Source organism: Lysobacter sp. CC-YZS074, assembly GCF_056739745.1.
The window spans coordinates 2,470,031-2,492,154 of record NZ_CP200301.1 but is presented as its reverse complement, the minus strand read 5'-3'; the positions used below and the strand labels follow the sequence as shown (position 1 = coordinate 2,492,154).

At 66.6% G+C, this 22,124-nt stretch carries 25 protein-coding genes; 3 read left to right on the top strand and 22 right to left on the bottom strand.

Annotation, left to right across the window (positions count from 1 at the left end; all coding sequences use genetic code 11):
• Positions 1-100: 100 nt before the first annotated feature.
• The 5 genes from U8331_RS11265 to U8331_RS11245 form a co-directional block, all read right to left on the bottom strand.
• A complete protein-coding gene (locus tag U8331_RS11265) occupies positions 101-940 on the bottom strand; it encodes a putative phage abortive infection protein (protein ID WP_481131124.1) in 840 nt (279 codons plus the stop codon).
• Positions 941-1,051: 111 nt separating this feature from the next.
• Complete coding sequence (locus U8331_RS11260; RefSeq protein WP_481131123.1) at positions 1,052-1,345, bottom strand: DUF3144 domain-containing protein; 294 nt, start codon at positions 1,343-1,345, stop codon at positions 1,052-1,054.
• A 122-nt stretch (positions 1,346-1,467) separates the two neighbouring features.
• Positions 1,468-2,031, bottom strand: a complete 564-nt coding sequence (locus U8331_RS11255) for a hypothetical protein (protein ID WP_481131122.1) — start codon at positions 2,029-2,031, stop codon at positions 1,468-1,470.
• A 110-nt stretch (positions 2,032-2,141) separates the two neighbouring features.
• Positions 2,142-2,648 carry a DUF2199 domain-containing protein gene (locus U8331_RS11250; RefSeq protein WP_481131121.1) on the bottom strand — a complete coding sequence of 169 codons (507 nt, stop codon included), beginning with the start codon at positions 2,646-2,648 and terminating at the stop codon, positions 2,142-2,144.
• 1,407 nt (positions 2,649-4,055) lie between these two features.
• Positions 4,056-4,400, bottom strand: coding sequence for a hypothetical protein (locus U8331_RS11245; protein ID WP_481131120.1), 345 nt, complete (start codon positions 4,398-4,400; stop codon positions 4,056-4,058).
• Positions 4,401-4,966: 566 nt separating this feature from the next.
• Between U8331_RS11245 and U8331_RS11240 the strand changes: the two genes are divergently transcribed.
• Positions 4,967-6,022, top strand: coding sequence for an integron integrase (locus U8331_RS11240; protein ID WP_481131119.1), 1,056 nt, complete (start codon positions 4,967-4,969; stop codon positions 6,020-6,022).
• 15 nt (positions 6,023-6,037) lie between these two features.
• On the opposite strand, the gene mgtE is transcribed toward U8331_RS11240, so the two are convergent.
• The 14 genes from mgtE to U8331_RS11170 all read right to left on the bottom strand — a co-directional run bounded on the left by mgtE (position 6,038) and on the right by U8331_RS11170 (position 18,021).
• The gene (gene mgtE / locus U8331_RS11235) at positions 6,038-7,399 is read right to left on the bottom strand and encodes a magnesium transporter (RefSeq protein WP_481131118.1); all 1,362 of its coding nucleotides are present in this window, start codon (positions 7,397-7,399) and stop codon (positions 6,038-6,040) included.
• A 224-nt stretch (positions 7,400-7,623) separates the two neighbouring features.
• Positions 7,624-9,345, bottom strand: coding sequence for a phosphoenolpyruvate--protein phosphotransferase (gene ptsP, locus U8331_RS11230; protein ID WP_481131117.1), 1,722 nt, complete (start codon positions 9,343-9,345; stop codon positions 7,624-7,626).
• 11 nt (positions 9,346-9,356) lie between these two features.
• Positions 9,357-9,626 carry an HPr family phosphocarrier protein gene (locus U8331_RS11225; protein WP_481131116.1) on the bottom strand — a complete coding sequence of 90 codons (270 nt, stop codon included), beginning with the start codon at positions 9,624-9,626 and terminating at the stop codon, positions 9,357-9,359.
• A gap of 91 nt (positions 9,627-9,717) precedes the next feature.
• Positions 9,718-10,110 (bottom strand): PTS sugar transporter subunit IIA, encoded by a 393-nt coding sequence (locus U8331_RS11220; RefSeq protein WP_481131115.1) that lies wholly within the window; start codon positions 10,108-10,110, stop codon positions 9,718-9,720.
• 51 nt (positions 10,111-10,161) lie between these two features.
• Positions 10,162-11,043, bottom strand: a complete 882-nt coding sequence (rapZ, locus tag U8331_RS11215; protein ID WP_481131114.1) for an RNase adapter RapZ — start codon at positions 11,041-11,043, stop codon at positions 10,162-10,164.
• Positions 11,044-12,009: an HPr(Ser) kinase/phosphatase gene (gene hprK / locus U8331_RS11210; RefSeq protein WP_481131113.1), complete on the bottom strand. Its 966-nt coding sequence runs from the start codon at positions 12,007-12,009 to the stop codon at positions 11,044-11,046.
• A gap of 7 nt (positions 12,010-12,016) precedes the next feature.
• Positions 12,017-12,496, bottom strand: a complete 480-nt coding sequence (locus U8331_RS11205; protein ID WP_481131112.1) for a PTS sugar transporter subunit IIA — start codon at positions 12,494-12,496, stop codon at positions 12,017-12,019.
• A gap of 4 nt (positions 12,497-12,500) precedes the next feature.
• Positions 12,501-12,827: a ribosome hibernation-promoting factor, HPF/YfiA family gene (gene hpf / locus U8331_RS11200; RefSeq protein ID WP_481131111.1), complete on the bottom strand. Its 327-nt coding sequence runs from the start codon at positions 12,825-12,827 to the stop codon at positions 12,501-12,503.
• Positions 12,828-12,953: 126 nt separating this feature from the next.
• Complete coding sequence (locus tag U8331_RS11195; protein ID WP_481131110.1) at positions 12,954-14,390, bottom strand: RNA polymerase factor sigma-54; 1,437 nt, start codon at positions 14,388-14,390, stop codon at positions 12,954-12,956.
• Positions 14,391-14,473: 83 nt separating this feature from the next.
• On the bottom strand, positions 14,474-15,193 hold the full coding sequence (gene lptB, locus U8331_RS11190; protein WP_481131109.1) for an LPS export ABC transporter ATP-binding protein: 720 nt from the start codon (positions 15,191-15,193) through the stop codon (positions 14,474-14,476).
• Positions 15,193-15,804: a lipopolysaccharide transport periplasmic protein LptA gene (gene lptA / locus U8331_RS11185; protein WP_481131108.1), complete on the bottom strand. Its 612-nt coding sequence runs from the start codon at positions 15,802-15,804 to the stop codon at positions 15,193-15,195. The genes lptB and lptA overlap by 1 nt, the downstream gene beginning before the upstream one ends.
• The gene (lptC, locus tag U8331_RS11180; protein WP_481131107.1) at positions 15,794-16,372 is read right to left on the bottom strand and encodes an LPS export ABC transporter periplasmic protein LptC; all 579 of its coding nucleotides are present in this window, start codon (positions 16,370-16,372) and stop codon (positions 15,794-15,796) included. The genes lptA and lptC overlap by 11 nt, the downstream gene beginning before the upstream one ends.
• Complete coding sequence (locus U8331_RS11175; protein ID WP_481131106.1) at positions 16,369-16,962, bottom strand: KdsC family phosphatase; 594 nt, start codon at positions 16,960-16,962, stop codon at positions 16,369-16,371. Before U8331_RS11175 ends, lptC begins: the two co-directional genes overlap by 4 nt.
• A 60-nt stretch (positions 16,963-17,022) precedes the next feature.
• Positions 17,023-18,021, bottom strand: coding sequence for a KpsF/GutQ family sugar-phosphate isomerase (locus tag U8331_RS11170; protein WP_481131105.1), 999 nt, complete (start codon positions 18,019-18,021; stop codon positions 17,023-17,025).
• Between the two features lie 99 nt (positions 18,022-18,120).
• On the opposite strand from U8331_RS11170, the gene U8331_RS11165 reads away from it, so the two are divergent.
• Both U8331_RS11165 and murA read left to right on the top strand, forming a co-directional pair.
• Entirely contained in the window at positions 18,121-18,357 is a 237-nt protein-coding gene (locus tag U8331_RS11165; protein WP_481131104.1) for a BolA family protein, read from the top strand.
• Positions 18,358-18,442: 85 nt separating this feature from the next.
• Positions 18,443-19,714: a UDP-N-acetylglucosamine 1-carboxyvinyltransferase gene (gene murA, locus U8331_RS11160; protein WP_481131103.1), complete on the top strand. Its 1,272-nt coding sequence runs from the start codon at positions 18,443-18,445 to the stop codon at positions 19,712-19,714.
• Between the two features lie 187 nt (positions 19,715-19,901).
• On the opposite strand, the gene U8331_RS11155 is transcribed toward murA, so the two are convergent.
• From U8331_RS11155 to purN, 3 genes are read right to left on the bottom strand one after another with little or no spacing between them, the layout of a single operon-like run.
• Positions 19,902-20,612, bottom strand: a complete 711-nt coding sequence (locus tag U8331_RS11155; protein ID WP_481131102.1) for a DUF3108 domain-containing protein — start codon at positions 20,610-20,612, stop codon at positions 19,902-19,904.
• Positions 20,613-21,383 (bottom strand): DUF3108 domain-containing protein, encoded by a 771-nt coding sequence (locus U8331_RS11150; protein WP_481131101.1) that lies wholly within the window; start codon positions 21,381-21,383, stop codon positions 20,613-20,615.
• A gap of 5 nt (positions 21,384-21,388) precedes the next feature.
• Positions 21,389-22,111 (bottom strand): phosphoribosylglycinamide formyltransferase, encoded by a 723-nt coding sequence (purN, locus tag U8331_RS11145; protein WP_481131100.1) that lies wholly within the window; start codon positions 22,109-22,111, stop codon positions 21,389-21,391.
• Positions 22,112-22,124 lie beyond the last annotated feature (13 nt).

The window sequence follows — 22,124 nt, the reverse complement described above, 5'->3', positions numbered from 1 at the left end:
GTGTTTCGCCATCTTTTGCTTCAACCACCTCACCGCTTCTGACGCGGTCTAACCCCTGAATTAAGCCGAGCCGGGAAGCGGCTTCGGCTTGAATGAATTGTTAGAGCGCATCCTTGTTGAAGGCCTTCTGTGAAATCAGGCTCAAATGATCTCGATCTAGGACCTTCTTTCTAGGCATGTTGTCGAGAAGCGAAAACTCGACAACCAAGGGTGTAAAGTTCCCGCCGTTATCTGAGATGCAGTTGTAGAAGAGAAGAAGAAGCTCTTGATCGGAGAGTTGTGCCCTGATTAGCCGAATGTAGGGACCGCTTTCTTGTCCTTCATCTTTGATGAAGCGGACGATGTTGTACAGATAGCGATAATAGTGTCCCAGCTCACTCTGGTGCACGTTCCAGAACTCCGAGTACGCCGCCGAGAGCGGCTCACTCGCAAGGCGATTCTTGTAGTAGCGCTCTTCCCGCGCACGAAAGATCTTGTTGAGCCTTGTGTAGAAGACACTAAAGCAGTCTCTCCCTTGAGTTCTGGCACCCTTGTCGTTGATCAGGTCGATGGAGTTGACGATTGAGTTATGGATAGAAAGCATCTGGAAGAACGTAGACTCGAAGTTTTGCTTCCTTCTACTTTCGTTCTGTGCAGAAAGGGCATCGGCCGATCGCTTTAGCTCCTTACGTGTTTCTCTCAACTCGGTTTGCTGCAGGATGATGGTGATAAGCAGCCCGGTGAACGTGAGAAACGTCAAAAGGGGATTGGCAACGCCCCCGAAGTAGTCTCCCCATTCGTTCGGCGTAAGGTCGCGAATTCTGAAAAGGCCGAATCCCAGGACGGCTAAAAGAACTGCAAGGGCTGAGCAGAACAAGTAGAACAGATGTCGATAAGAGCCTTGTCGTCGCGGTGAGAGTAGGGACACGAAGGACTTGTATGCGGTCGCGGCAATCTTCATATGCGCTCTAACACCTGAGTTAAGCCGACTTGCGTAGCGTAGCCGACAACGTGGCAAGCTTTACCTGCCACGTTGTTGGTGTAGCGAAGCAAGTTCGGCTTAAACGAATTGTTAGGCCTCATTCGGCCGAATGTACTGGCCAAAGTTCCTGATGTAGTCATCTAGGTTTTCTTCCAGCATGGCGCGATACTGCTTGACGAAGTAGCCAACCGTCTCTTCCTTTGCGGCGGCCATTTCTGCCGCGGACTCATAGCCCGTAGCGTTTACCCAAGCATTGAAACGTGCGGTGGCATACATGCATGAAGCGCTGACCTTGCCGCGCGTTACCTCACCGATCTGCTCGTTTGCAAGGTGGATGACCGCATCGGCACGATTGTAGAAGTCACTGTCTGTTTCAGCTGCCACGTGGTTTGTCCTTGAGGCTTAACACCTGAGTTAAGCCGACTTGCGTAGCGGAGCCAACAACGTGGCAAGCTCTTTCTGCCGCGTTGTTGGTGTAGCGAAGCAAGCTCGGCTTGAACGAATTGTTAGGGCGCTATAAGTTGAACCGCCCCGACCACCAGCAACAGAACTGCCCCAATTGCCAGGACCCACTTAGAAACCCGTTTGATGGTGCGATATGTGTCCTCGCCGCGTTTTACTCTGATCCATTCACCCTTGAGGATTCTCTGAATTGCCTTTGAGAAGGACTCAATCTCGGCCTTTCTTTGAGCGTGCGTTAGCCCGGTCAGCGATTCTCCTTGCGCGAGAAACCCGAGGCTCTCAATCACCTCGGCGTGCTCACCCGGGTTTAGGCGCAGCTCAATTCTGGCCTGAAGGATCTCTAGCTCCATGAATTGATCCTTCATGCTACGCCAGAAATCTCTTGTGGAAAATTCCTCCGAAGGGACGAGTTCCAGCTCCGCTGCGACGTAGTACCAAATGCCTATGAACCTAGCCGTATCTTCCCGGAGCCCTTCGATCCAGTTCTGCCGGAAGTCGGAAACCTTATTCTCCTTGGTAAAGACAGCGACAAGAAATGTAATGCCGCCGCCGACCAAGGCCGCGACAATGGTTGCAATGGCACCTGCGAGCGTCGAGAAATTTTCCATAGCGCCCTAACACCTGAGTTAAGCCGACCCGCGTAGCGTAGCCGACAACATGGCAAGCTTTACCTGCCATGTTGTTGGTGGAGCGAAGCGGGTTCGGCTTGAACGAATTGTTAGGGCCCACCCAGCGACCCTGTAGCTACAAGTATCTCGTGATAGCGATGATTGTCTATGCCCGCGGATTGCTCCGCAGCAAGGCAGTGGTGGCCAGCTTCCACTGCAACCGTAGGCCGGCTGGTGCTGCTTTGGAATTGCACCCTCACGGGTAGGCCAACGGTTGGAGGGTAGCCCGGAAAAACATTGGCGATGGTGCCCGATACCGGAGGCTCAGCACTCCCATCTTTGTCGTAGATCTCAACGTAGCGGTAGAAGTCAGTCTCCGCCACCTCAACCCATGTGCCCCAGCCGTAGTAGCCAGGCTGATCTTTGAACGGGAGCTTGAGAACACAGCGGATGAAATGGCGCTCACCGAACTGGCACAAGTCGCTGTTGAACTTGGCTTCGTTCGATCGCTTCGCCTCTGGAATAGCCCACACATCGTCAGGAAGTTTCCAGCCGTGATCCGTAGGCAAGCCCTCGTGTGTTTCGCCGCAAGTTGAACAAATGAACGATGAACTCACATGTGGGCCCTAACGCCGGAATTAAGCCGAGCCACGAAGTGGCTTCGGCTTGAATGACTTGTTAGGCCGCACTGTGCCCCGATGAAGGGCCGAGCGCGACGAAGCCTTTGCGCGAACCTGCGGTGACAACCGTGCTGCGCGCCGAGAACCTGCACCGCCAGGAACCGCACGATGCGATGAACTGTCCGAGCGAGAACCCGCCCGCGCAGGCCGCCGCGAACTGCCATGGCAACTTGCCGAAGGGCGAGAGCGCTGCAAAAGCGATACGCCAAAAGAACCGGCAGCGCGATGAACTGCAAGCCGCCGCTGCCCGAACAAAAGAACGCTACTGCTTGTGCGGCCTATTGTTAGGCCTCAGTGGTTGTGCTTTGACTGCTCTTGCTTGGAGTCAAATTCGCGGTCACTTATCCGGATGTGGCGCGCCCACAGAGCGCTGCCTACACCAGTGAGAAGTGGACCAAAAACCGCCCAAAGCTTTAAATAGTCATCCGCTTCCATGAGTCTCCTCTGAGGCCTAACGCTTGAGTTAAGCCGACTTGCGTAGTGGAGGCAAAGCCATGGCAAGCTTTTCTGCCATGGCTTTGGTGTAACGAAGCAAGTTCGGCTTGAACGAATTGTTAGGCCTTGGCTGCGCACACTATACCCCTGCAACAATAGCCATTGTGGCCAGCAACACCATGGCTGAGCCTAGCACTAGGCAGTGCCTGCACGAACTCCTCTCTCCGTACAGGACGCTCAAGCCCTTGCCCGCAAAAACGAGCGCAAGCACCGTCCAAGCGAGAACGACCGTGGCAGCGGCCGACCAGAGCCAGACCGCAACGCCACACAGGACCATTGCCGAGAGGGAGGCGTAAGCGTGAGCGACCCGAAGCGGCCCAAGCCACGGTGGCCCAGAGCCTAAGAACATGTCTCGGCGATTGTCGGGATAAGAAAGCACCAGCAGCCCGAACAGTCCGAAAAGGATGTACGTGACGGCAACTATACGGGCGAGGGTATTGAGTGATTCCAAGGCCTAACGCCGGAATTAAGCCGAGCCGCGAAGCGGCTTCGGCTTGAATGAATTGTTAGGCGCTAACCCGGGAAGAGGCGAACACCCAGCTTACATGGCAAAAGCAAGATGAGCTATTTGCTCCGCCCACTGTTTCGGCCAAATAGAACGGTCAGAAATGTGATAAGCCCGGCAACTGAAGCGAATAGGCCGTAGAGGATTGCGCCGGTAGCTGTGACACTTCCAAACGGGAGTGCTGGGCAGTCATATCCGCACCCAATCCAGACGTAGAAGCCACGGAAACCTAGGGCAATCCCGGCAATGAACAATGCCGTTGCTACGCATCTAGCCATTAGCGCCTAACACTTGAATTAAGCCGACCCGCGAAGCGGGTTCGGCTTGAATGAATTGTTAGGTGCTTACTCGGAAGAGTGAATCTCTTCCTCAAGCACCTGCCGGATTCCCTGTTCTGTGATTTCGGTGATGACTCGGCGATTGATGATGATGCGCTCTACCGGCCGATCCTTGACCTTGTCGTAGAGCCACGCGCTGAAAAGGCCGATCTCAACGTTTACGGAAGCGTCAACAATGAACTGAAGTATCTCCGGGATGCCGAAGGACTTGCGGACGATTGCACCTTGAAACACAACTTTTGCGCCGCCTGGAACATCCACTGCTGTGCCAGCGGAAAGACTGTTGCCTACTCCAGCAATGTCGAAGCCTAGGCGCCGATCATGGGTTTCAATGTCCAGCTGAACTCTCATAAGCACCTAACGCCTGAGTTAAGCCGACCCGCGTAGCGGAGCCAGCAACATGGCAAGCTTTACCTGCCATGTTGCTGGTGTAGCGAAGCGGGTTCGGCTTGAACGAATTGTTAGGCGGCTAGCCCGCCCGGCCTGATAGCGATGGTGTAGCGCCTGACGCAGTATGGACCCGCAACCACGAAGCCTACGCCAAGAGCGAGAACCGTGGACGGAAGATATGGTTGAAGCATGGGCAAGAACGGCTCCAACCAGAAGCCCTTGATGCGGTTGTACTCAGGAGGCGTGACCCATCCGTACTTGGAGTTGAAGTATGCAAAGAACGCTCCACACCCCATGATCAGAAAATAAGCTCCGCGGAGTGCCCACTTGCTTTTATCCGTCTGCAACGTCATTTCCCCTGCCGCCTAACACTTAGTCGACCCCAAAATTGAGGCGGTATCGGATCGTCGCTGCTGGACCGCTTATCGTCAATCGGAGAAATCCTACAACGGATCAAAGGCTTACCCGCTGTGCGCCGCAGCCTTGTTGGGAGATGGTTCCGGGATATGCGGCAACTTTGGGGCGGTATGTCATATCACGGCGACGACGCGGCGGTATCCGACAGGCAAGGCGGTGGCGAGCGGGCCGGGCGGCCACGCGAAGACGGTAAAACGGCTGCCGCTCGACCCCCGCGGCTGCTTGAGCAGGTCAGGGCACGCTGCCGGCTCAGGCATTACAGCATCCGCACCGAGCGCGCCTACGTGGGCTGGATACGGCGCTTCATCCTCGCCAATGGCAAGCGGCATCCCAGGGACATGGGCGCGGCGGAGGTCGAGGCATTCCTGTCGACGCTGGCCACGCGGGACGATGTCGCGGCGAGCACGCAGAACCAGGCGCTGTCGGCGTTGCTGTTCCTGTATCGGGAGGTGCTCGGGGTCGAACTCCTGTGGATGGAGTCGGTGGTCAGGGCCAAGCGCCCGCAGAAGATCCCGGCGGTGCTTTCGCGCGACGAGGTCGCGCGGATGCTGGCGATGCTGGACGGGCAGCTTTGGCTGATGGGCGCGCTGTTGTACGGCACCGGCATGCGCTTGATGGAATGCGTGCGGCTCCGGATACAGGATGTCGACTTCGGGCGTCGCGAGATCGTGGTGCGCAACGGGAAAGGCGGGAAGGATCGACGAGTCCCGCTGCCTCGGCGCTTGCACGAGCGGCTGAACGAGCACGTCGAGCGCGTGAGGGTGCAGCATCATGCGGACCTGCTGGCAGGCCATGGGGAGGTGTACCTGCCGCATGCGCTCGCGCGCAAGTATCCGAACGCCGGGCGCGAATTCGGGTGGCAGTACGTGTTTCCGTCGCCGCGCCACTCGCGCGACCCGCGAAGTGGCGTCGTGCGTCGGCACCACGTGGATGAAGGCACGTTGCAGCGGGCCGTCAAGGCCGCGCGCCAGGCGGCGGGGATCCGGAAAGCCGCCACCTGCCACACGCTCCGGCACTCCTTCGCCACCCATCTGCTGGAAGCCGGGCACGACATCCGCACCGTGCAGGAACTGCTCGGCCACAAGGACGTGGCCACCACCCAGATCTACACCCATGTGCTCGGCCGCGGCGCGGGCGGGGTGTTGAGCCCGCTGGATCGCGATTGATCCGCGGGCCCCCGCTCAGCCCAGCAGCACCAGCGTGGCCAGCCCGAGGAAGCTCAGGAAACCGATCACGTCGGTGACCGTGGTCAACACGACGCCGCCGGCGAGTGCCGGGTCGATGTTCATCCGGCGCAGGCTCAGCGGCACCAGGACGCCGGCCAGCGCGGCCACCACCAGGTTGATCATCATCGCGCCGCCGATCACCAGCCCGAGTGGCGCGTCCCGGAACCACGCCGCGGCGACGACGCCCACCACGATCGCCCAGGCAAGGCCGTTGAGCAGGCCGACCGAGGCCTCCTTGGCCAGCAGCGCACGCAGGTTGCCGCTGCCGACCTGCCCCATCGCCAGCCCACGCACCATCAGGGTCAACGTCTGCGTGCCGGCGACGCCGCCCATGCTGGCGACGATCGGCATCAGCACCGCCAGGGCGACGATCTGCTCCAGCGTGCCTTCGAAGCGGCCGATCACCCAGGACGCCAGGAACGCGGTGGCGAGGTTGATCCCGAGCCAGATCGCACGCCGGCGCGCGGCGCGGCGGACCGGGCTGAACAGGTCTTCGTCCTCGTCCAGGCCGGCGGCGCCGAGCGCCTGGTGCTCGGCGCGGTCGCGGATGATGTCGACCACGTCGTCGATGGTGATGCGGCCCAGCAGCACGTGGTTGTCGTCCACCACCGGCGCGCTCAGCCAGTCGTGGTCGGAGAATTGCCGCGCGACTTCGTTGGCGGATTCGTCCACGTCGAACGCGGGCTGCTCGCCGTCGATCAGCTGGTTGATCGGGGTGCCGGCCTCGTGGGTCAGCAATTGCGCCAGGCTGATCCGGCCCAGGTACTGGTGGCGCCGGCTGACCACGTACAGGTGGTCGGTGTGCTCGGGCAGTTCGCCGCGCAGGCGCAGGTAGCGCAGCACCACGTCGACGGTGGTGTCGGCGCGCACCGTCACCACGTCGGGGTTCATCAGGCGCCCGGCGGTGTCTTCCGGGTAGGACAGCACCTGCTCCAGCCGCTCGCGGTTGTCGCGGTCCATCGACTTGAGCACTTCGTCGATGACGGTGTCGGGCAGGTCCTCCACCAGGTCGGCGAGGTCGTCGATGTCGAGGTCTTCGACCGCGGCGACGATCTCGTCCGGGTCCATGTCGGCCAGCAGGCTTTCGCGCACTTCGTCGCCGACGTGGACCAGCACCTCGCCGTCGTCCTCCGGGTCGACCAGACCCCATACCACCACGCGCTTGCCCGGCGGCAGCGATTCGAGCAGGTTGCCGATCTCGGCTGGCGAGAGCGTGTTGACCAGCCGCTTGACCGGCCCGAGGCGGCCGCTGTCGAGCGCGTCGGAGAGCAGTCGCAGCTGGCGCGCGGTCTTGTCGTGGCGGACGGCCTCGGCCATGCGGACTCCGTGGGTCGGGCGGGGGAGCCGCAGCCGTTCCGGCGTGCCAGACGGATGCGACGGCATCAGGTGTTCATCGCCGCATTATCGCTGCTGCGCCCGGTGCTGCCCAGCCGTGGCGTGGCTTGAAGCCGCCGCGCGGCTTTTTTGTCGAGCGTGAAAAAAGGGGCGGCTCCTACAACAGCCCGTCGTTACGCGGTGGACGTTGGCTGTACCGCGACCGCCTAGTGCCCGCACTGCGCCTCGATCCAGCGCTCGATCTCGACCCGCTCGCGGGCGCGCATCAGCGCCGGGGCCTGCGCACGCAGGCGGTCGAGGTCGCAATTGCGGATGGTCCGGCGCACTTCCAGCAACGTGGTCGGGTGCAGGCTGAACTGCTCCAGCCCGAGCGCCAGCAGCATCGGCGCGAACCGGGCGTCGCCGGCGATCTCTCCGCACACCGCGATCGGCTTGTTGCGGGCCTTGGCCTGGCGGATCAGGTCGCGCAACAGGCGGATCACCGCCGGGTGCAGGGCGGTGTACAGCTCGCCGAGCGCCTCGTTGTTGCGGTCGGCGGCGAGCAGGTACTGGATGAGGTCGTTGGTGCCGATCGAAAGGAAGTCCACCCCGCCGATGAAGCTCGGCAGGGCGAGGGCGGCGGCCGGGATCTCGATCATCGCGCCGAGCGCGATGAAGTCGGCGATCTCGTGGCCCTCGCTGCGCAGGTCGCGGGCGAGGCGCATCATCTCCACGCGGACGGTGCGGACTTCCTCGCGGCTGCTGATCATCGGCAGCAGGATCCGCAGCGGCCCGTAACCCGACGCGCGCAGCAGGGCGCGCAACTGGGTCTGCAGCAGCCCGGGCCGGGCCAGCGACAGGCGCACGCCGCGCAGGCCGAGCGCCGGATTTGGCTCGTCGCGCAGGGCCAGGCCGGTGCGGTCGGCCTTGTCGGCGCCGAGGTCGAGCGTGCGGATCGTGACCGGGCGGCCGCTCATGCCGAGGATGACGTCGCGGTAGGCGCGGAACTGCTCTTCCTCGTCGGGCAGCTCCTGCCGCTGCAGGAACAGGAACTCGGTGCGGTACAGGCCGATACCGGTGGCGCCCAGCGCATGCGCCTCGGCCACGTCCTCGCGCGACTCGGCGTTGGCGTACAGCTGGATGTCGGTGCCGTCGCGGGTGCGGTTCGGCTCGCGCCGCAGGCGGTTGAGTTCGCGCAGCTCGCGCGCGTAGCCGCGCTCGCGCTCGCGGTGGCGGCGCAGGTCGTCGGGCGCCGGTTCCAGCACCACCTGGCCGGTGCCGCCGTCGACCACCAGCGCGTCGCCGTCGTTGACGCGTTGCAGGATCCCGGCCGCGCCGACCACCAGCGGCAGGTGCAGGCTGCGCGCCAGGATGGCGCTGTGCGAGAGCGCGCTGCCCGCGCTGGTGACGATCGCGACCACGCCCTGCGCCTGCAACTGGGCAAGCTCGGCGGGGGCGACGTTGTCGGTGACCAGGATCTCGCCGGCGGCGCCCGCGAGGTCGCACTCGCGCCGGTGCAGCGCGGCATGGACGCGGCCGATCACCTGGTCGACATCCTCGACCCGGCTCTGGAAGTAGGGGTCGTCCATCGCCGCGAACACCGAGGCGATCCGGTCGCGCTGCAGCCGCAGGGCGTAGTCGGCGCTGTAGCGGCCGACCCTGACCAGTTCATCCAGGCCCTGCAGCAGTTCGGGGTCGTCCAGCAGCAGCGCGTGCAGGTCGAGGAACTCGCCGACCTCCTGCATCAGCGCACCGTGCAGGCGCTCGCGAAGGGTGTGCATCTCGCTGCGGACCTTGGCGATGGCGTCGTGCAGGCGGGCGAGTTCGGTGTGGACGGCCTCGGCGGGGATGCGCTCCTCGACCACGTCGAGGACGTGCGGCAGGCGCACCCGGGCACGGCCCAGCGCGCTGCCGCGCGAGGCTCCGTGTCCGGTGAATTCCTGCCGCACCGCGCCGCGTCCTACTGGTCTTCGTCGAAGCGGCGTTCGAACAGGGCGGTCACCGCGTCGGCGGCCGCCGCTTCGTCCTCGCCCTCGACCCGCAGCTTGACCGGCGTGCCCTGGCCGGCGGCCAGCAGCATCACGCCCATGATGCTCTTGGCGTTGACCTCGCGGCCCTTGGCGGTGAGCGTGACGTTGCAGCGGTAGGCCGACAGCAGCTGCACCAGCTTGGCGGTGGCGCGTGCATGCAGGCCGAGGCGGTTGGAGACGGTCAGTTCGCGTTCGATCATGGCGTTGTTCCTTGTGGCCGCCAACGGCGGCTGTCGAAGACCGGATCCCGGACCCGGCCCGGCAAAACGCCGTGTGCGCAGGCGCGCCCTCTCAGGCGTCGTCCATCAGCACGCCGTTGCGTGCGCCGGCCGCGGCAACCGCCGAAAGCTCCTCCAGGGTGAGCTCGGCGTAGTTCATCACCCGCAGCAGCATCGGCAGACTCACCGCCGACACCCGCCGCACCGGCGTGCCCAGCCGGGCGACCTTTGCGGCCAGGTTGCTCGGGCTCGCGCCGTACAGGTCGGTCAGCACCAGCACGCCGTCGCCGCCGTCGACCCGCCGCAGCGCCGCACTGGCCTGTGGCAACAGCGTATCGGGGTCGTCATCGAAGCCGACTTCCAGCGCCTCGGCCTTCAGCGGCAGGGCGCGCAGCAGCCGGGTCGACACCGCCACGATCGAACTGCCGATGCCCGGGTGGGTGATGAGGAGGACGCCGACGGCCATCGCCCAACGTTAGCAGACCGGTACGCAACCCGGAAAGACAGTGGCGCGCGCTCAGTCCAGTTCGCGGTGGTGGACGGCGACCTCGTCCCAGCCCTGTTCGCGGGCGTGGGCGGCCATGCGTTCGGCCAGGTACACCGAGCGGTGCCGCCCACCGGTGCAGCCGAACGCGACGGTGATGTAGCTGCGGCTGGAATCGGCATGCATGCGCGGCAGCCAGGTATCCAGCAACTGCGCGATCTGGGTGGCGAACGCGCCGACGTCGGGCTGTGCGTCCAGGTGTTCGGCGACCGCCGCATCGCGCCCGGACAGCGGCCGCAGCACCGGGTCCCAGTGCGGGTTGGGCAGGCAGCGGGCGTCGAACACGAAGTCGGCGTCGGGCGGGACGCCGCGGCGGTAGGCGAACGATTCGAACAGCAGCGAGACCGAGCTGCTTTCGCTCAGCCCGAACTCGGTGATCACCCGCCGGCGCATCTGGTGGACGTTGAGGTCGCTGGTGTCGAGCACGATGTCCGCGAGCTGCCGCAGCGGCTTGAGCACCTGCCGCTCCAGCGCGATCGCATCGGCCAGCGACAGCCCGAGGTGGCTCAGCGGGTGGCGGCGCCGGGTGTCGGCGTAGCGCTTGAGCAGGACTTCGTCGCGGCTTTCGAAATAGATCAGCCTGGGGTCGAACCCGAGCCCGCCGACCGCCGACAGCCACGCCGGCAGGCTGCTGAGGTCGCTGTGGCTGTTGCGCACGTCGATGCCGACCGCGAGCTTGGCGCCGCCGGTGCGTTCCTCGCCGGTGGCGCTGCGCACGAACTGCGGCAGCAGTTCGGCCGGCAGGTTGTCGACGCAGTAATAGCCCAGGTCCTCGAAGGTCTTGAGCGCGACCGACTTGCCGGAGCCGGACATGCCGCTGACGATCACCACGCTGGCATCGGGAACGGTATTCATCTAGTGGTCGCCGCGTTCGAGGAAGTTGCTGTGGCGCGCGATGAACGCCGCCGCCGGATCCAGGCCCTTCACCCGCAGACTGTGCAGGCGCGTGGCGGCCTCGGCCAGCACCGCCAGGTTGCGGCCGGGCATCACCGGCAGGGTGGTCATCGGCACGTCGAGGTCGAGCACCCGGCGCGCGCTGTTCTCGCCGGTCAGGCGCTCCAGCCCGGTCGCCGTGGCGGATTCGGCGCGCTCGTCCTGCGGCCGGGTCAGGTGGATGATCAGGCGCAGGTACTTGTTGGCCTTCACCGCGGTGTCGCCGAACATCTCGCGGATGTTCAGCACGCCCAGGCCGCGGACTTCCAGCAGGTCCTGCAGCAGCTCGGGGCAGGTGCCGTCGAGCACGTCGGGTGCGATCTGGGTGAACTCGGGGGCGTCGTCGGCCACCAGCCGGTGGCCGCGGCTGATCAGCTCCAGTGCCAGCTCGCTCTTGCCGGCGCCGGAGTCACCGGTGATCAGTACGCCGATCGAGTAGATCTCCATGAACACGCCATGCAGGGTCACTCGCGGCGCCAGCGTGCGGGCGAGGTGGTACTGCAGGTAGTTGAGCAGTTCATGGCCGCGCCGGGTCGAGCCCCACAACGGCGTGCGCGATTCCTCGGCCGCCTCCACCAGGTCCGCCGGGGCGTCCTGCCCCTTGCTGATGACCAGCGCCAGCGGTCGGAACTGGATGATTTTCTCGATCGTCTCCCAGCGATGGCGCGAGTCGAGTGAATCGAGCCAGGCCAGCTCCTCGGTCCCGAGGATCTGCACCTTGTTCGGATAGATCGCGTTGAGGTAGCCGGCCAGCGAAGGCCGCCGGGCGACGGTTTCCACCGCCTCCAGGAAGCGGCCCGCGCCGTCCTGCCCCGCGTACCAGCGCAGGTCCAGGCGTTCGCGTTGTTGTTCGAACAGCTCGCCGGCACTGATGCGGGCGCTCGACATCGGCATATCAGCGTGACCTTGCCTGGGGTGTCTGGATGGCCGCCGGCGCGCCCAGCAGGCGGCGCCGCAGCGCTTCGGTGTTCTCGGCCTGGCGCAGCTCGCGGCGGAAGCCGGGATCGCCGAACCGCTCGGCCAGTTCGGCCAGTTGCTGGAGGTGCTCCTGCAGCGCGTGCTCGGGGACCGCCATCGCCAGCACCAGGTCGACCGGCTCGCCGTCGACCGCGCCGAAGTCGACCGGCTCCGCCAGCCGCAGGAATGCGCCGCGGGTGTGTTCCAGCGAGGCCACCCGCCCGTGCGGGAACGCCACGCCGTGGCCGATGCCGGTGCTGGCCAGCTGCTCGCGGGCGTGCAGGCTGTGGCCGATCGCCCCGTCGTCGCCGGCCGGGTCGGCCAGCAGCCGGGCCACGGCGTCGATCACCGCATCACGATCGCCCGGCGCGTCGAGGATCCCGATGCGTCCGGGATCGAGCCACTCGTGCAACGGCATCGTGTCAGCCGAACTCGCCGCTGCGGGCGAGGCTTTCACCCCGGTGGTGGTCGACCTGCTTCTCCTTGTGCTTCATCAGCAGGCGGTCGAGCTTGTCGGCGAGCAGGTCGATCGCGGCGTACATGTCGATCGCGGCGGCGTCGGCGTGCAGGGTGCGGCCGGCCACGTTGACGGTGGCCTCGGCGCGGTGGTCGGGCTTGTCCAGCGTCAGCAGGGTACGGACGTCGAAGGGCTGGTCGAAATGCCGCGCGAGCCGCGCCAGCCGGGTTTCGACATAGTCGCGCAGGGCGGCAGTGACTTCGATCTGCTGGCCGTGGGTTTCGATACGCATCGGAAAGCTCCTCCTACGTCGCGACTCGGGCCTACAGCATAGCCCAGCGCGCCGGACTGGACGGCCGGCGGCGACGCCATCTTTGGCCGCCGATCAGGTCCAGACGGTGCGCGGCAAAAGCCGCCTTCAGCCGATGCGCACGCGGTCCTGCGAGGAGGGGATGCTCATCGCCTCGCGGTACTTGGCGACGGTGCGGCGCGCGACCGGGACGCCGGTGGCCTTGAGGGTTTCGGCCAGACGCGCGTCGGACAGCGGCTTGCGCGGATTCTCGGCTTCGATCAGCCGGCGGATCATGGCCTGGATGGCGGTGCTGGACGCCTCGCCGCCGCCGCCAGTCTCGATGCCCGAAGCGAAGAACGCACGCAGCGGGATGGTGCCGCGTGGGGTGCGCGCGTACTTGCGGGCGATCGCGCGCGACACGGTCGACTCGTGCAGGCCGATCTCGGCGGCGACTTCGCGCAGGGTGAGTGGCCGCAGCGCGCTGTCGCCGAACTCGAGGAAGCCGGCCTGCTGGTGGAGCAGGCAGCGGGTCACCTTGAGCAGGGTCTCGCCGCGCGCCTCCAGGCTCTTGAGCAGCCAGCGCGCTTCCTGCAGGTGGCCCTTCAGGTAACTGGCATCGGCCGCGCTGGCGTGCTGGATCATGTTCTCGTAGCCGCGGTGGATGCTGACCCGCGGCCGCATGCTTTCCGACAGCGCGACCCGCCATACGCCGTGCTGGCGCCAGATCACCACGTCGGGGGTCACGTAGGTGTCGGTGGCGATCGCGCCGATCTGCGCGCCGGGGCGCGGGTCGAGCGAGCGCAACAGCTGCACGGCGGCTTCCACCTCGCCGACCGCGAGCTTCATTTCCGCCGCCAAGCCGGCCGCGCCCACCCTGGGCAGGCGTTCCAGCGCGCCGCGGGTGAGGTCCATCGCCAGTTGCCGCGCCGGCGTGTCTTCGGCGAGCGTCTGCAACTGCAGGCGCAGGCACTCGCCGAGGTCTCGTGCGCCGACGCCGACCGGGTCGAACCGCTGGATCTGGCACAGCGCGGTCTGGATCTCCTCGCAGCTGGCGTGCAGATCGTCGTCGAGCGTGGCGGCGATGGCGTCGAGCGGTTCACGCAGATAGCCGTCGTCGTCGATCGATTCAATCAACGCGACCGCGATCTGGCGGTCGCGCGGCGACAGGGGACTGAGGTGGAGCTGCCACAGCAGGTGGTCGTGCAGGCTTTCGGACTCGGCGACCTGTTCGGCCTGCAGGCCGTCGTCATCGGGATCGGCCGGGCCGCTGCGCTGGTACCAGGTGTCGCCGTCGCCGCCGCCGGTCCACTCCGCCTCGGCCGGGGCCGGCGTGTCGAGCGGGGGGGCCTCGGGTTCGCCTTGGCTGTCGCCATTGGACGGTGCGCCGGCCTCGGGCGCCGTGCCAGTGACCTCGGTCCAGTCGAGCAGCGGGTTGCTCTCCACCGCGGTCGCCAGCTCGGCGTCCAGTTCCACCGCCGACAGCTGCAACAGGCGGATCGCCTGCCGCAGTTGCGGCGTCATCACCAGGTGCTGTCCGAGGGAGGCTTGTAGGCGGGGCTTCATGATGGGGAACAAACGCGACCGAAAGGGAGCGACGGCCGCTGCGATGCATCATGCCGGTGCGGGCACCGGATCAGCCGTGAAGGCTACAGGCGGAAGGTTTCGCCCAGATAGACGCGACGGACGTCGGGGTTGGCCAGCAGCGCGTCCGGAGCCCCCTGCGCGAGCACGCCGCCTTCGTTGAGGATATACGCGCGGTCGCAGATCCCCAAGGTTTCGCGCACGTTGTGGTCGGTGATCAGCACGCCGATCCCACGATTCTTGAGGTGGCTCACGATCCGTTGGATCTCGCCGACCGAAATCGGGTCGACGCCGGCGAACGGCTCGTCGAGCAGCATCAGCCGTGGCTTGCCTGCCAGCGCCCGCGCGATTTCGACCCGGCGCCGTTCGCCGCCCGACAGGCTGGCGCCGAGCTGGTCGGCGACGTGGGTCACCTGCAGCTCGTCCATCAGCGAGGCGAGTTCGCGTTCGCGGCCGGCCTTGTCGAGGTCCTCGCGCAGCTCGAGCACCATCATGATGTTGTCGGCGACGCTGAGCTTGCGGAACACCGACGGCTCCTGCGGCAGGTAGCCGACGCCGTACTTGGAGCGCACGTACATCGGGTCGCCGGTGATGTCCTTGCCGTCGAGCAGGATCTGCCCGGCGTCGGCCGGGACCAGGCCGACGATCATGTAGAAGCAGGTGGTCTTGCCGGCGCCGTTGGGGCCGAGCAGGCCGACGACTTCGCCGGCGTCCAGGGTCAGGCCGAAATCGCGCACGACCTCGCGCGAGCGGTAGGCCTTGCGCAGGCCCTCGGCGACCAGCATCAGCCGCCCTCCGCCGGGTTGGCGGCAGGCTCGTCGGCGCCCGTTCCGGGCGGCGGGTCTTCGTTCCGGCTGCCCGACGGCGATGGCGTCGCGGAGCTGCCGCCACCGTTCTTGGGCAGGATCCGCATGCGCACGCGGCCGGCGCCTTCGCCGCCGCTGGTCACCTGGCCGGAGGCCATGTTGTAGACCACGCGTTCGCCGCTCAGGCTGCCGCGCGGCTGCTTGATGGTGACGTTGCCGGTGAACACCACCATCTCGGTGTTGGGGTTGTAGTCGACCTTGTCGGCGACCGCGCTCATCGGCGAGCCGTCATCCAGTTCCTGGTTGAGCCGTGCCGGACCGCCGCTGAGCACGACCCGGGCGATCTCGCCGCCGCGGGTGCTGATCTCGGCCCGCGAGGCTTCGGCGTGCAGGGTGCCCTGGTCGATGGTGACGCCGCCCGAAAGCACGGTCGGGGTGTCGTCACCCAGGCCGCCTTCCTGCTTGCCGGCGGTGACGTCCATCGCCTGGTTGCGGTCGGACTTCCTGGCCTCGGCCAGCGGGCTCGCGGCGATGGCGGCGGCGACGAGCAGCCACGTGAGGGCGTGCCTGGGGGCGGCGTTATGGGGCATAGCGGGAGCGGACCTCGGATTGGAGCGTGTACTGCTTGGTGGCCAGGTTCACCTCGAGGCCAATGCCGCGCAGTATAGAACCGGGCCTGTTAATGGTTACCGCCACCGGCGAGGCCACCCGGTCGGCTTCGGGGTAAACGTTCAGCCGTTCGGTGGTGATCGTCACCGGGGCGTCGTTGCGGCCGTCGCTCTCGGCCTTCACCTCGCCGCTCAGGCGCAGTTCGTCGCCTTCGGCACTGACCCAGCCGCGGTTGGCCCGCACTTCCCACGCATCGCCGCCGCCGTCGGCTGCTCGCGGCGGGATCAGGAACAGCGGCGTGGCGATCTCCATCGTCTTGGTGCCGGGGTCGCGTGCCAGTTCCGGCGCTCGAAGCGTGAACGATTCGCGGCCTTCGGCGTCCAGCGCCACCAGCTCGAAATCGTGCAGCAGGTAGTCGGGCCGGCCGCCCTCGGCCACCGCCGCTTCGGCCGGCGCCTCGCGTTTGGACCACAGGGACCAGCCGCTGACCGCGGCGACCACCAGCAGTACGAGGGTGACGCCGGTGCGCCAGTTGATGAGGGCGTTCATGCCGGCCCCTCCACCCGCGTGCCTTCGACGCGGGTGACCTCGTCGATCAACGCCGCCACCCGCCCGTGCGCATGCAGCAGCAGGTCGCAGAACTCGCGCGCCGCGCCGCGGCCGGCCAGTGCCGATGCGCGCCAGTCGACGCGTTCGGCCACCCACGGATGGGCATTGGCCGGGGCGGCGGAAAGGCCGATCTGCGACATCACCCGCAGGTCCGGCAGGTCGTCGCCCATGAAGGCGACTTCGTCCAGCGCCAGGCCGAGCCGCGCGGCGATCTCGCCGACACGGGCCAGTTTGTCCTTGACGGCCGTGTGCACCTCGGTGATGCCCAGCTCGGCCGCGCGCTGCTCGGCGATGGTGCTCACCCGTGCGGTGATGAAGGCCACCTCGATGCCGCTCTTGCGCAGCAGCACCAGGCCGAGCCCGTCGTGCACGTGGAACGCCTTGAGCTCGCGGCCTTCGCTATCGAACAGCAGCCGGCCGTCGGTGAGGGTGCCGTCGACGTCGAAGCACGCCAGACGGACGCGCGCGGCGCGTTCGCGCAGTGGCGCGGCAAGGTCGCTGTGACGGTCGGCGGGGCGATCGGCGGGCACGGGAATCCTGGAAAAGTGCTGCGGCGCGGACATGCGGAGGAGAGCGGCGCGAGGCCGCCGTTAAACCACCCGCGCGCGCAACAGGTCGTGAATGTTGAGGGCACCGACCACGCGCTGGTCGCCATCGACCACCAGCAGGCCGCTGATCTTGTGCGCTTCCATCAGCTGCGCCGCTTCCACCGCGAGCGCGTCCTGGCCGATCGTCCTGGGCGAGCGGGTCATGACCTCGGCAATGCGGGTGGCGCGCAGGTCCACGCTGCGGTCGTCCAGGCTGCGGCGCAGGTCGCCGTCGGTGTACAGGCCGAGCAGGCGGCCGGCGTCGTCGACGATGGCGGTCATGCCAAGCCGCTTGCGGCTCATCTCCACCAGCGCTTCGCTGACGGTGGCGTCGGCGCCGACCCGCGGCACGTCCTCGCCGCCGTGCATGATGTCGGCGATGTGCAACAGCAGCCGGCGCCCGAGCGCGCCCGCCGGGTGCGAGCGCGCGAAGTCGTCGGCGGTGAAGCCGCGGGCTTCCATCAGGGCCACCGCCAGCGCGTCACCCATCGCCAGCGAGGCCGTGGTGCTGGACGTCGGCGCCAGGTCGATCGGGCAAGCCTCGGCGGGCACGCTCACGTCCAGGTGGACATCCGCTTCCCGCGCGAGGCTGGAGCCGGGCCGGCCGGTCATGGTGATGAGCCTGTTGCCCTGGCGCTTGAGCACCGGCAGCAGCATCAGCACCTCGTCGCTCTCGCCGGAGTACGACAGGGCGAGCACCACGTCGGCGTCGGTGATCATGCCCAGGTCGCCGTGGCCCGCCTCGCCCGGATGGACGTAGAACGCGGGGGTGCCGGTCGAAGCGAAGGTCGCCGCGATCTTTCGCGCGACGTGGCCCGACTTGCCCATGCCGGTGCAGACCACGCGGCCGGAGGCTTCGAGCATGAGCCGGCAGGCCGCGCTGAAGTCGCCGTCGAGCCGGGCGCCGACGGCGGCGAGCGCCTCGGCCTCGAGCTGGAACACGCGCCGGCCGCTGACGGCGAAGCCCTGCGCGGAAGGATCGGAAGGAACGGGGGATGCCATTTCGGGATGGGCCATTTTCGGACCGGGGGCTTTCCGTTAGGCTGACTGCCTAGTGTAAGCGCAATCGCGCGCACCCCAGTCCCGGACAGCGAACCGACCGTGAATCCCCAGACCATCCAGTCCCTGATCGAACAAGGCCTGCCCGGCGCCAGCGCCGACGTGCGCGGTGATGACGGCGTCCATTTCGAGGCGACGGTGGTGTGCGAGGCGTTCGCCGGCAAGTTGCCGCTGGCGCGCCACCGGATGGTCTACGCCACCCTGGGCGAGCGCATGGGCGGCGAGATCCACGCGCTGGCGCTGAAGACATTGACCCCCGCCGAGGCCGGCCAGGGCTGAGCGCGTGCCTGCGCGGCCGCACCGCGTACGGCGTTTTCCTCCCGCATGACCGGCGTCCAGCCGGTGTTTCCGCAGCGTGGTGCCCATGCAGAAGATCGTGGTTGAAGGTGGTGTCGCCCTCGGTGGCGAGGTGCAGATTTCCGGTGCCAAGAACGCGGTGCTGCCGATCCTGTGCGCGACCCTGCTGGCCGACGGGCCGGTGGAGATCAGCAACGTGCCGCACCTGCACGACGTGGTCACCACCGCCAAGCTGCTGGCCGAGATCGGCGCCGGCATCAGCATCGACGAACCGGCTTTCGATGGGTACGGGGGCATCACCGTCGACCCGACCACGGTGCACAGCCAGGTTGCACCGTACGAACTGGTCCGGACCATGCGCGCGTCGGTGCTCGTGCTCGGTCCGCTGCTGGCCCGCTACGGCCACGCCGAGGTCTCGCTGCCGGGCGGTTGCGCGATCGGCTCGCGCCCGGTCGACCTGCACATCAAGGGCCTGCAGACGCTTGGCGCGCAGGTCACCGTCGAAAACGGATTCATCAAGGCGCGCGCCGAGCGCCTGCGTGGCGCACGGCATGTGTTCGAGATGGTCAGTGTCGGCGCGACCGAGAACGTGCTGATGGCCGCCACCCTCGCCGAAGGCACCACCGTGCTCGAGAACGCGGCGATGGAGCCCGAGATCGTCGACCTCGCCGACTGCCTGACCGCACTCGGCGCCCGCATCCAGGGCGCCGGTACCGGTCGGATCGTGGTCGAGGGCGTCGAGCGACTGCACGGCGGCGCCCACTCGGTGGTGCCCGACCGGATCGAAGCGGGGACGTTCCTGGTGGCCGCGGCGATGACCGGTGGGCGGATCACCGCACGGCGGACACGGCCGGAGACCATGAAGGCGGTGCTCGACAAACTCGCCGAGGCCGGCGCCTGGCTCGACTGCGACGGCGATCGCATCACCCTGGACATGCAGGGGCGGCGGCCAAAGGCGGTGAACATCACCACCGCCCCGCACCCGGCTTTCCCGACCGACATGCAGGCGCAGTTCATGGCAATGAACTGCATCGCCGAGGGCGTCGGCGTGATCAACGAGACGATCTTCGAAAACCGCTTCATGCACGTCAACGAGTTGCTGCGGCTGGGGGCCGACATCCGGGTCGACGGGCATACGGCGGTCGTTCGCGGCGTGACCCAGCTCAGCGGCGCGCCGGTGATGGCGACCGACCTGCGTGCGTCGGCCTCGCTGATCCTGGCGGGGCTGGTGGCGCAGGGGGAGACCACCATCGACCGCATCTACCACCTGGATCGCGGCTACGAGAACATCGAGGAGAAGCTCTCCGGGCTGGGGGCGAAGATCCGGCGCGTGGGTTGAATGCAACGAACGCGGGTGGATGTGGTGCCTTTGTAGGAGCGGCTTCAGCCGCGATCGGAAGTGGGTCGCCCGGCCATCATCCGAGCGCGGCTGAAGCCGCTCCTGCAGAAGCCCGGGACAAAGAAGCCGGTTGAAACAAAAAGCCCCGCAATCGCGGGGCTTTTTTGCTTCACCACCAAGCACGTGCTCAATGCACCGCCTGCACCCGCAGGTCGATCGTGTCCTCGCCGTCCTCGCGCTGGAGGATGCGCGCCGGGACGGGCATGTCGTCGACCACCCAGGCGATCGTCTGCTTGTCGCCATCGGTGCTGACCACCTTGGTGGCGTCCTTCTGTTCGCCGCCAACACTGATCTGCTCCTGCCCGGCGACGCGGTAGTTCATCTGCTTGACCCGGCCGTTGTCGACCATGCGGTAATTCAGCGGCCTGCCGGCTTCCACGTCGCGCACCAGCGCCAGGTTGATCAGCAGCGCATCCATGTCGCCCGGCTGCAGCTTGATCGGACCGGCGCGGTCCTCTTTCACGTCGCCGCTCCAGCTCGCCACACCGCGCGACCAGTCGTACTCGGCGTTCTTGTCGGACTTCTTGACCAGCACGTTGGAGGAATCCTTGCTGCTGATCGGGCGCCAGTGGCCGTCGTGCTCCTCGAACACGGTGGCCTGGCTGAGCGAGGCCAGCGAGTTGCTGATGTCCAGGCTGTAGCGCCAGCGGTCTTCGCCGGCCGGGGCGAGGCTCATCTTGCCGTTGGCCTTCATGCCCATGTAGGTGGCCTGGTAGTCGGCGGTGAACGGCTCGACCGCCAGTGCGGGCGCGCTCGCCGCCAGCAGCAGGGCGGCGCCGGCCAACGCGCCGGACAGGTGGCGGCGCAGGGCGGTGGCGGGCTGTTTCGTCATCGACATCTATTCGGCTCCTTTGTATTCGACCAGGCGCAGGTCGTAGGTGTCTTCACCATCTTCGCGCTGGAGGATGCGGATCGGGGTGGGTACGTTCCTGGCCACCCAGATCACCGTTTCCTCGTTTTCGTCCTTGGCCCGGGTGGCTTTCATCGCCTTGTAGCCCAGGCCGCCGACGTTGATGCTCTCAAGCTCCTCGGCGACGACGTACACGTGGCTGCGCGTGCGGCCGTCATCGACGAAGCGGTACTCCAGGGTTGTGCCCGGCTCGGCATCGCGGATCACCGCCAGGTTGATCAGCAGGCCGGTCATGTCGCCATCCTGCAGTGCGATCGGCCCGCGGCGGTGTTCCTTGGTTTCGCCGCTCCAGCGCGCTTCACGGGACGACCAATCGTAGACACCCACGGTTTGCTTGCGGGTGAACACGGTTTTATTGACGGTCGCCTGGCTCAGCGGGCGGTAAGTTTCGCCGGCTTCGTAGAACACGGTGCTCTGTTCGGCATTGATCCCGGCCAGGCCGAACAGGCCGCGGGTGCCCTGCATCACCAGGTCGACCCGCCAGCGCGGGGGCTGCTGCCGGACGAGTTGCATGGTGGCTTCACCGAGCTGCTTGCCGCCCTTGTAGACCAGGTAGCTGGCCAGGAAAGGCTGCAGGGCCGCGGCCTCCACCGGCGCTTCCTCCGTGGCGGGGGCGGGCGCGGGCTGCGCCTGCTGCGCGGGGGCGGCGAAGGAAATGAGGAACGACGCGAGGGCGAGGGCAGGCAGGTGAAGGCGCATGGGAGTCAGGGTGGGGTGGCGGAGGGGGGAGGTGTTGCGGGTTGCAGGGTGCGGTCGTCGTCGGCGAGGTACAGCGGCGCGGCCAGCGGCCGGTTGTCGAGCAGCACCCGTGCCTCGGATGCGCCGCCCAGCGCCACTCGCCCGGCGGCGAGCAGTTGCAGGGTCGCCAGCAGCAGCGGGTGTTCGCGGCCGAGGACGCGCTGCGCCAGCTGTGCGGCGTCGTCGCCGGCGTTCACCGGCACGCGCGCCTGGGCGATGACCGGGCCGCCGTCGAGTTCGGGCGACACGAAATGCACGCTTGCGCCGTGCTCGGCGACCCCGGCGTCCAGCGCCTGCTGGTGTGTATGCAGACCCTTGAACGCCGGCAGCAGTGACGGATGGATGTTGATCATCCGGCCCAGCCGCGCCGTGACCGCGAACTCGCTGACCAGGCGCATGTATCCGGCACAGACGATGAGATCGGGATGAACGGCGTCGACCTGGCTGAACAGGTGTTCATCGAACTCGAGCCGGGTGGCGAAGTCCCTGGGGCGGATGGCGGTCGCAGGCAGGCCGGCCCGTCGTGCCCGTTCCAGGGCGAACGCGGTTGGCCGGTCGGAAAACACACCGGCCACGCTCGCTGCGAGGTGCCCGGCGGCGATGGCGTCGAGGATCGCCTGCAGGTTGCTGCCGCCACCCGAAGCGAGCACGGCAATGCGGAGCGGTGCGGACACGGCGTCCCCCGGCACGGGCGGGCGTGGC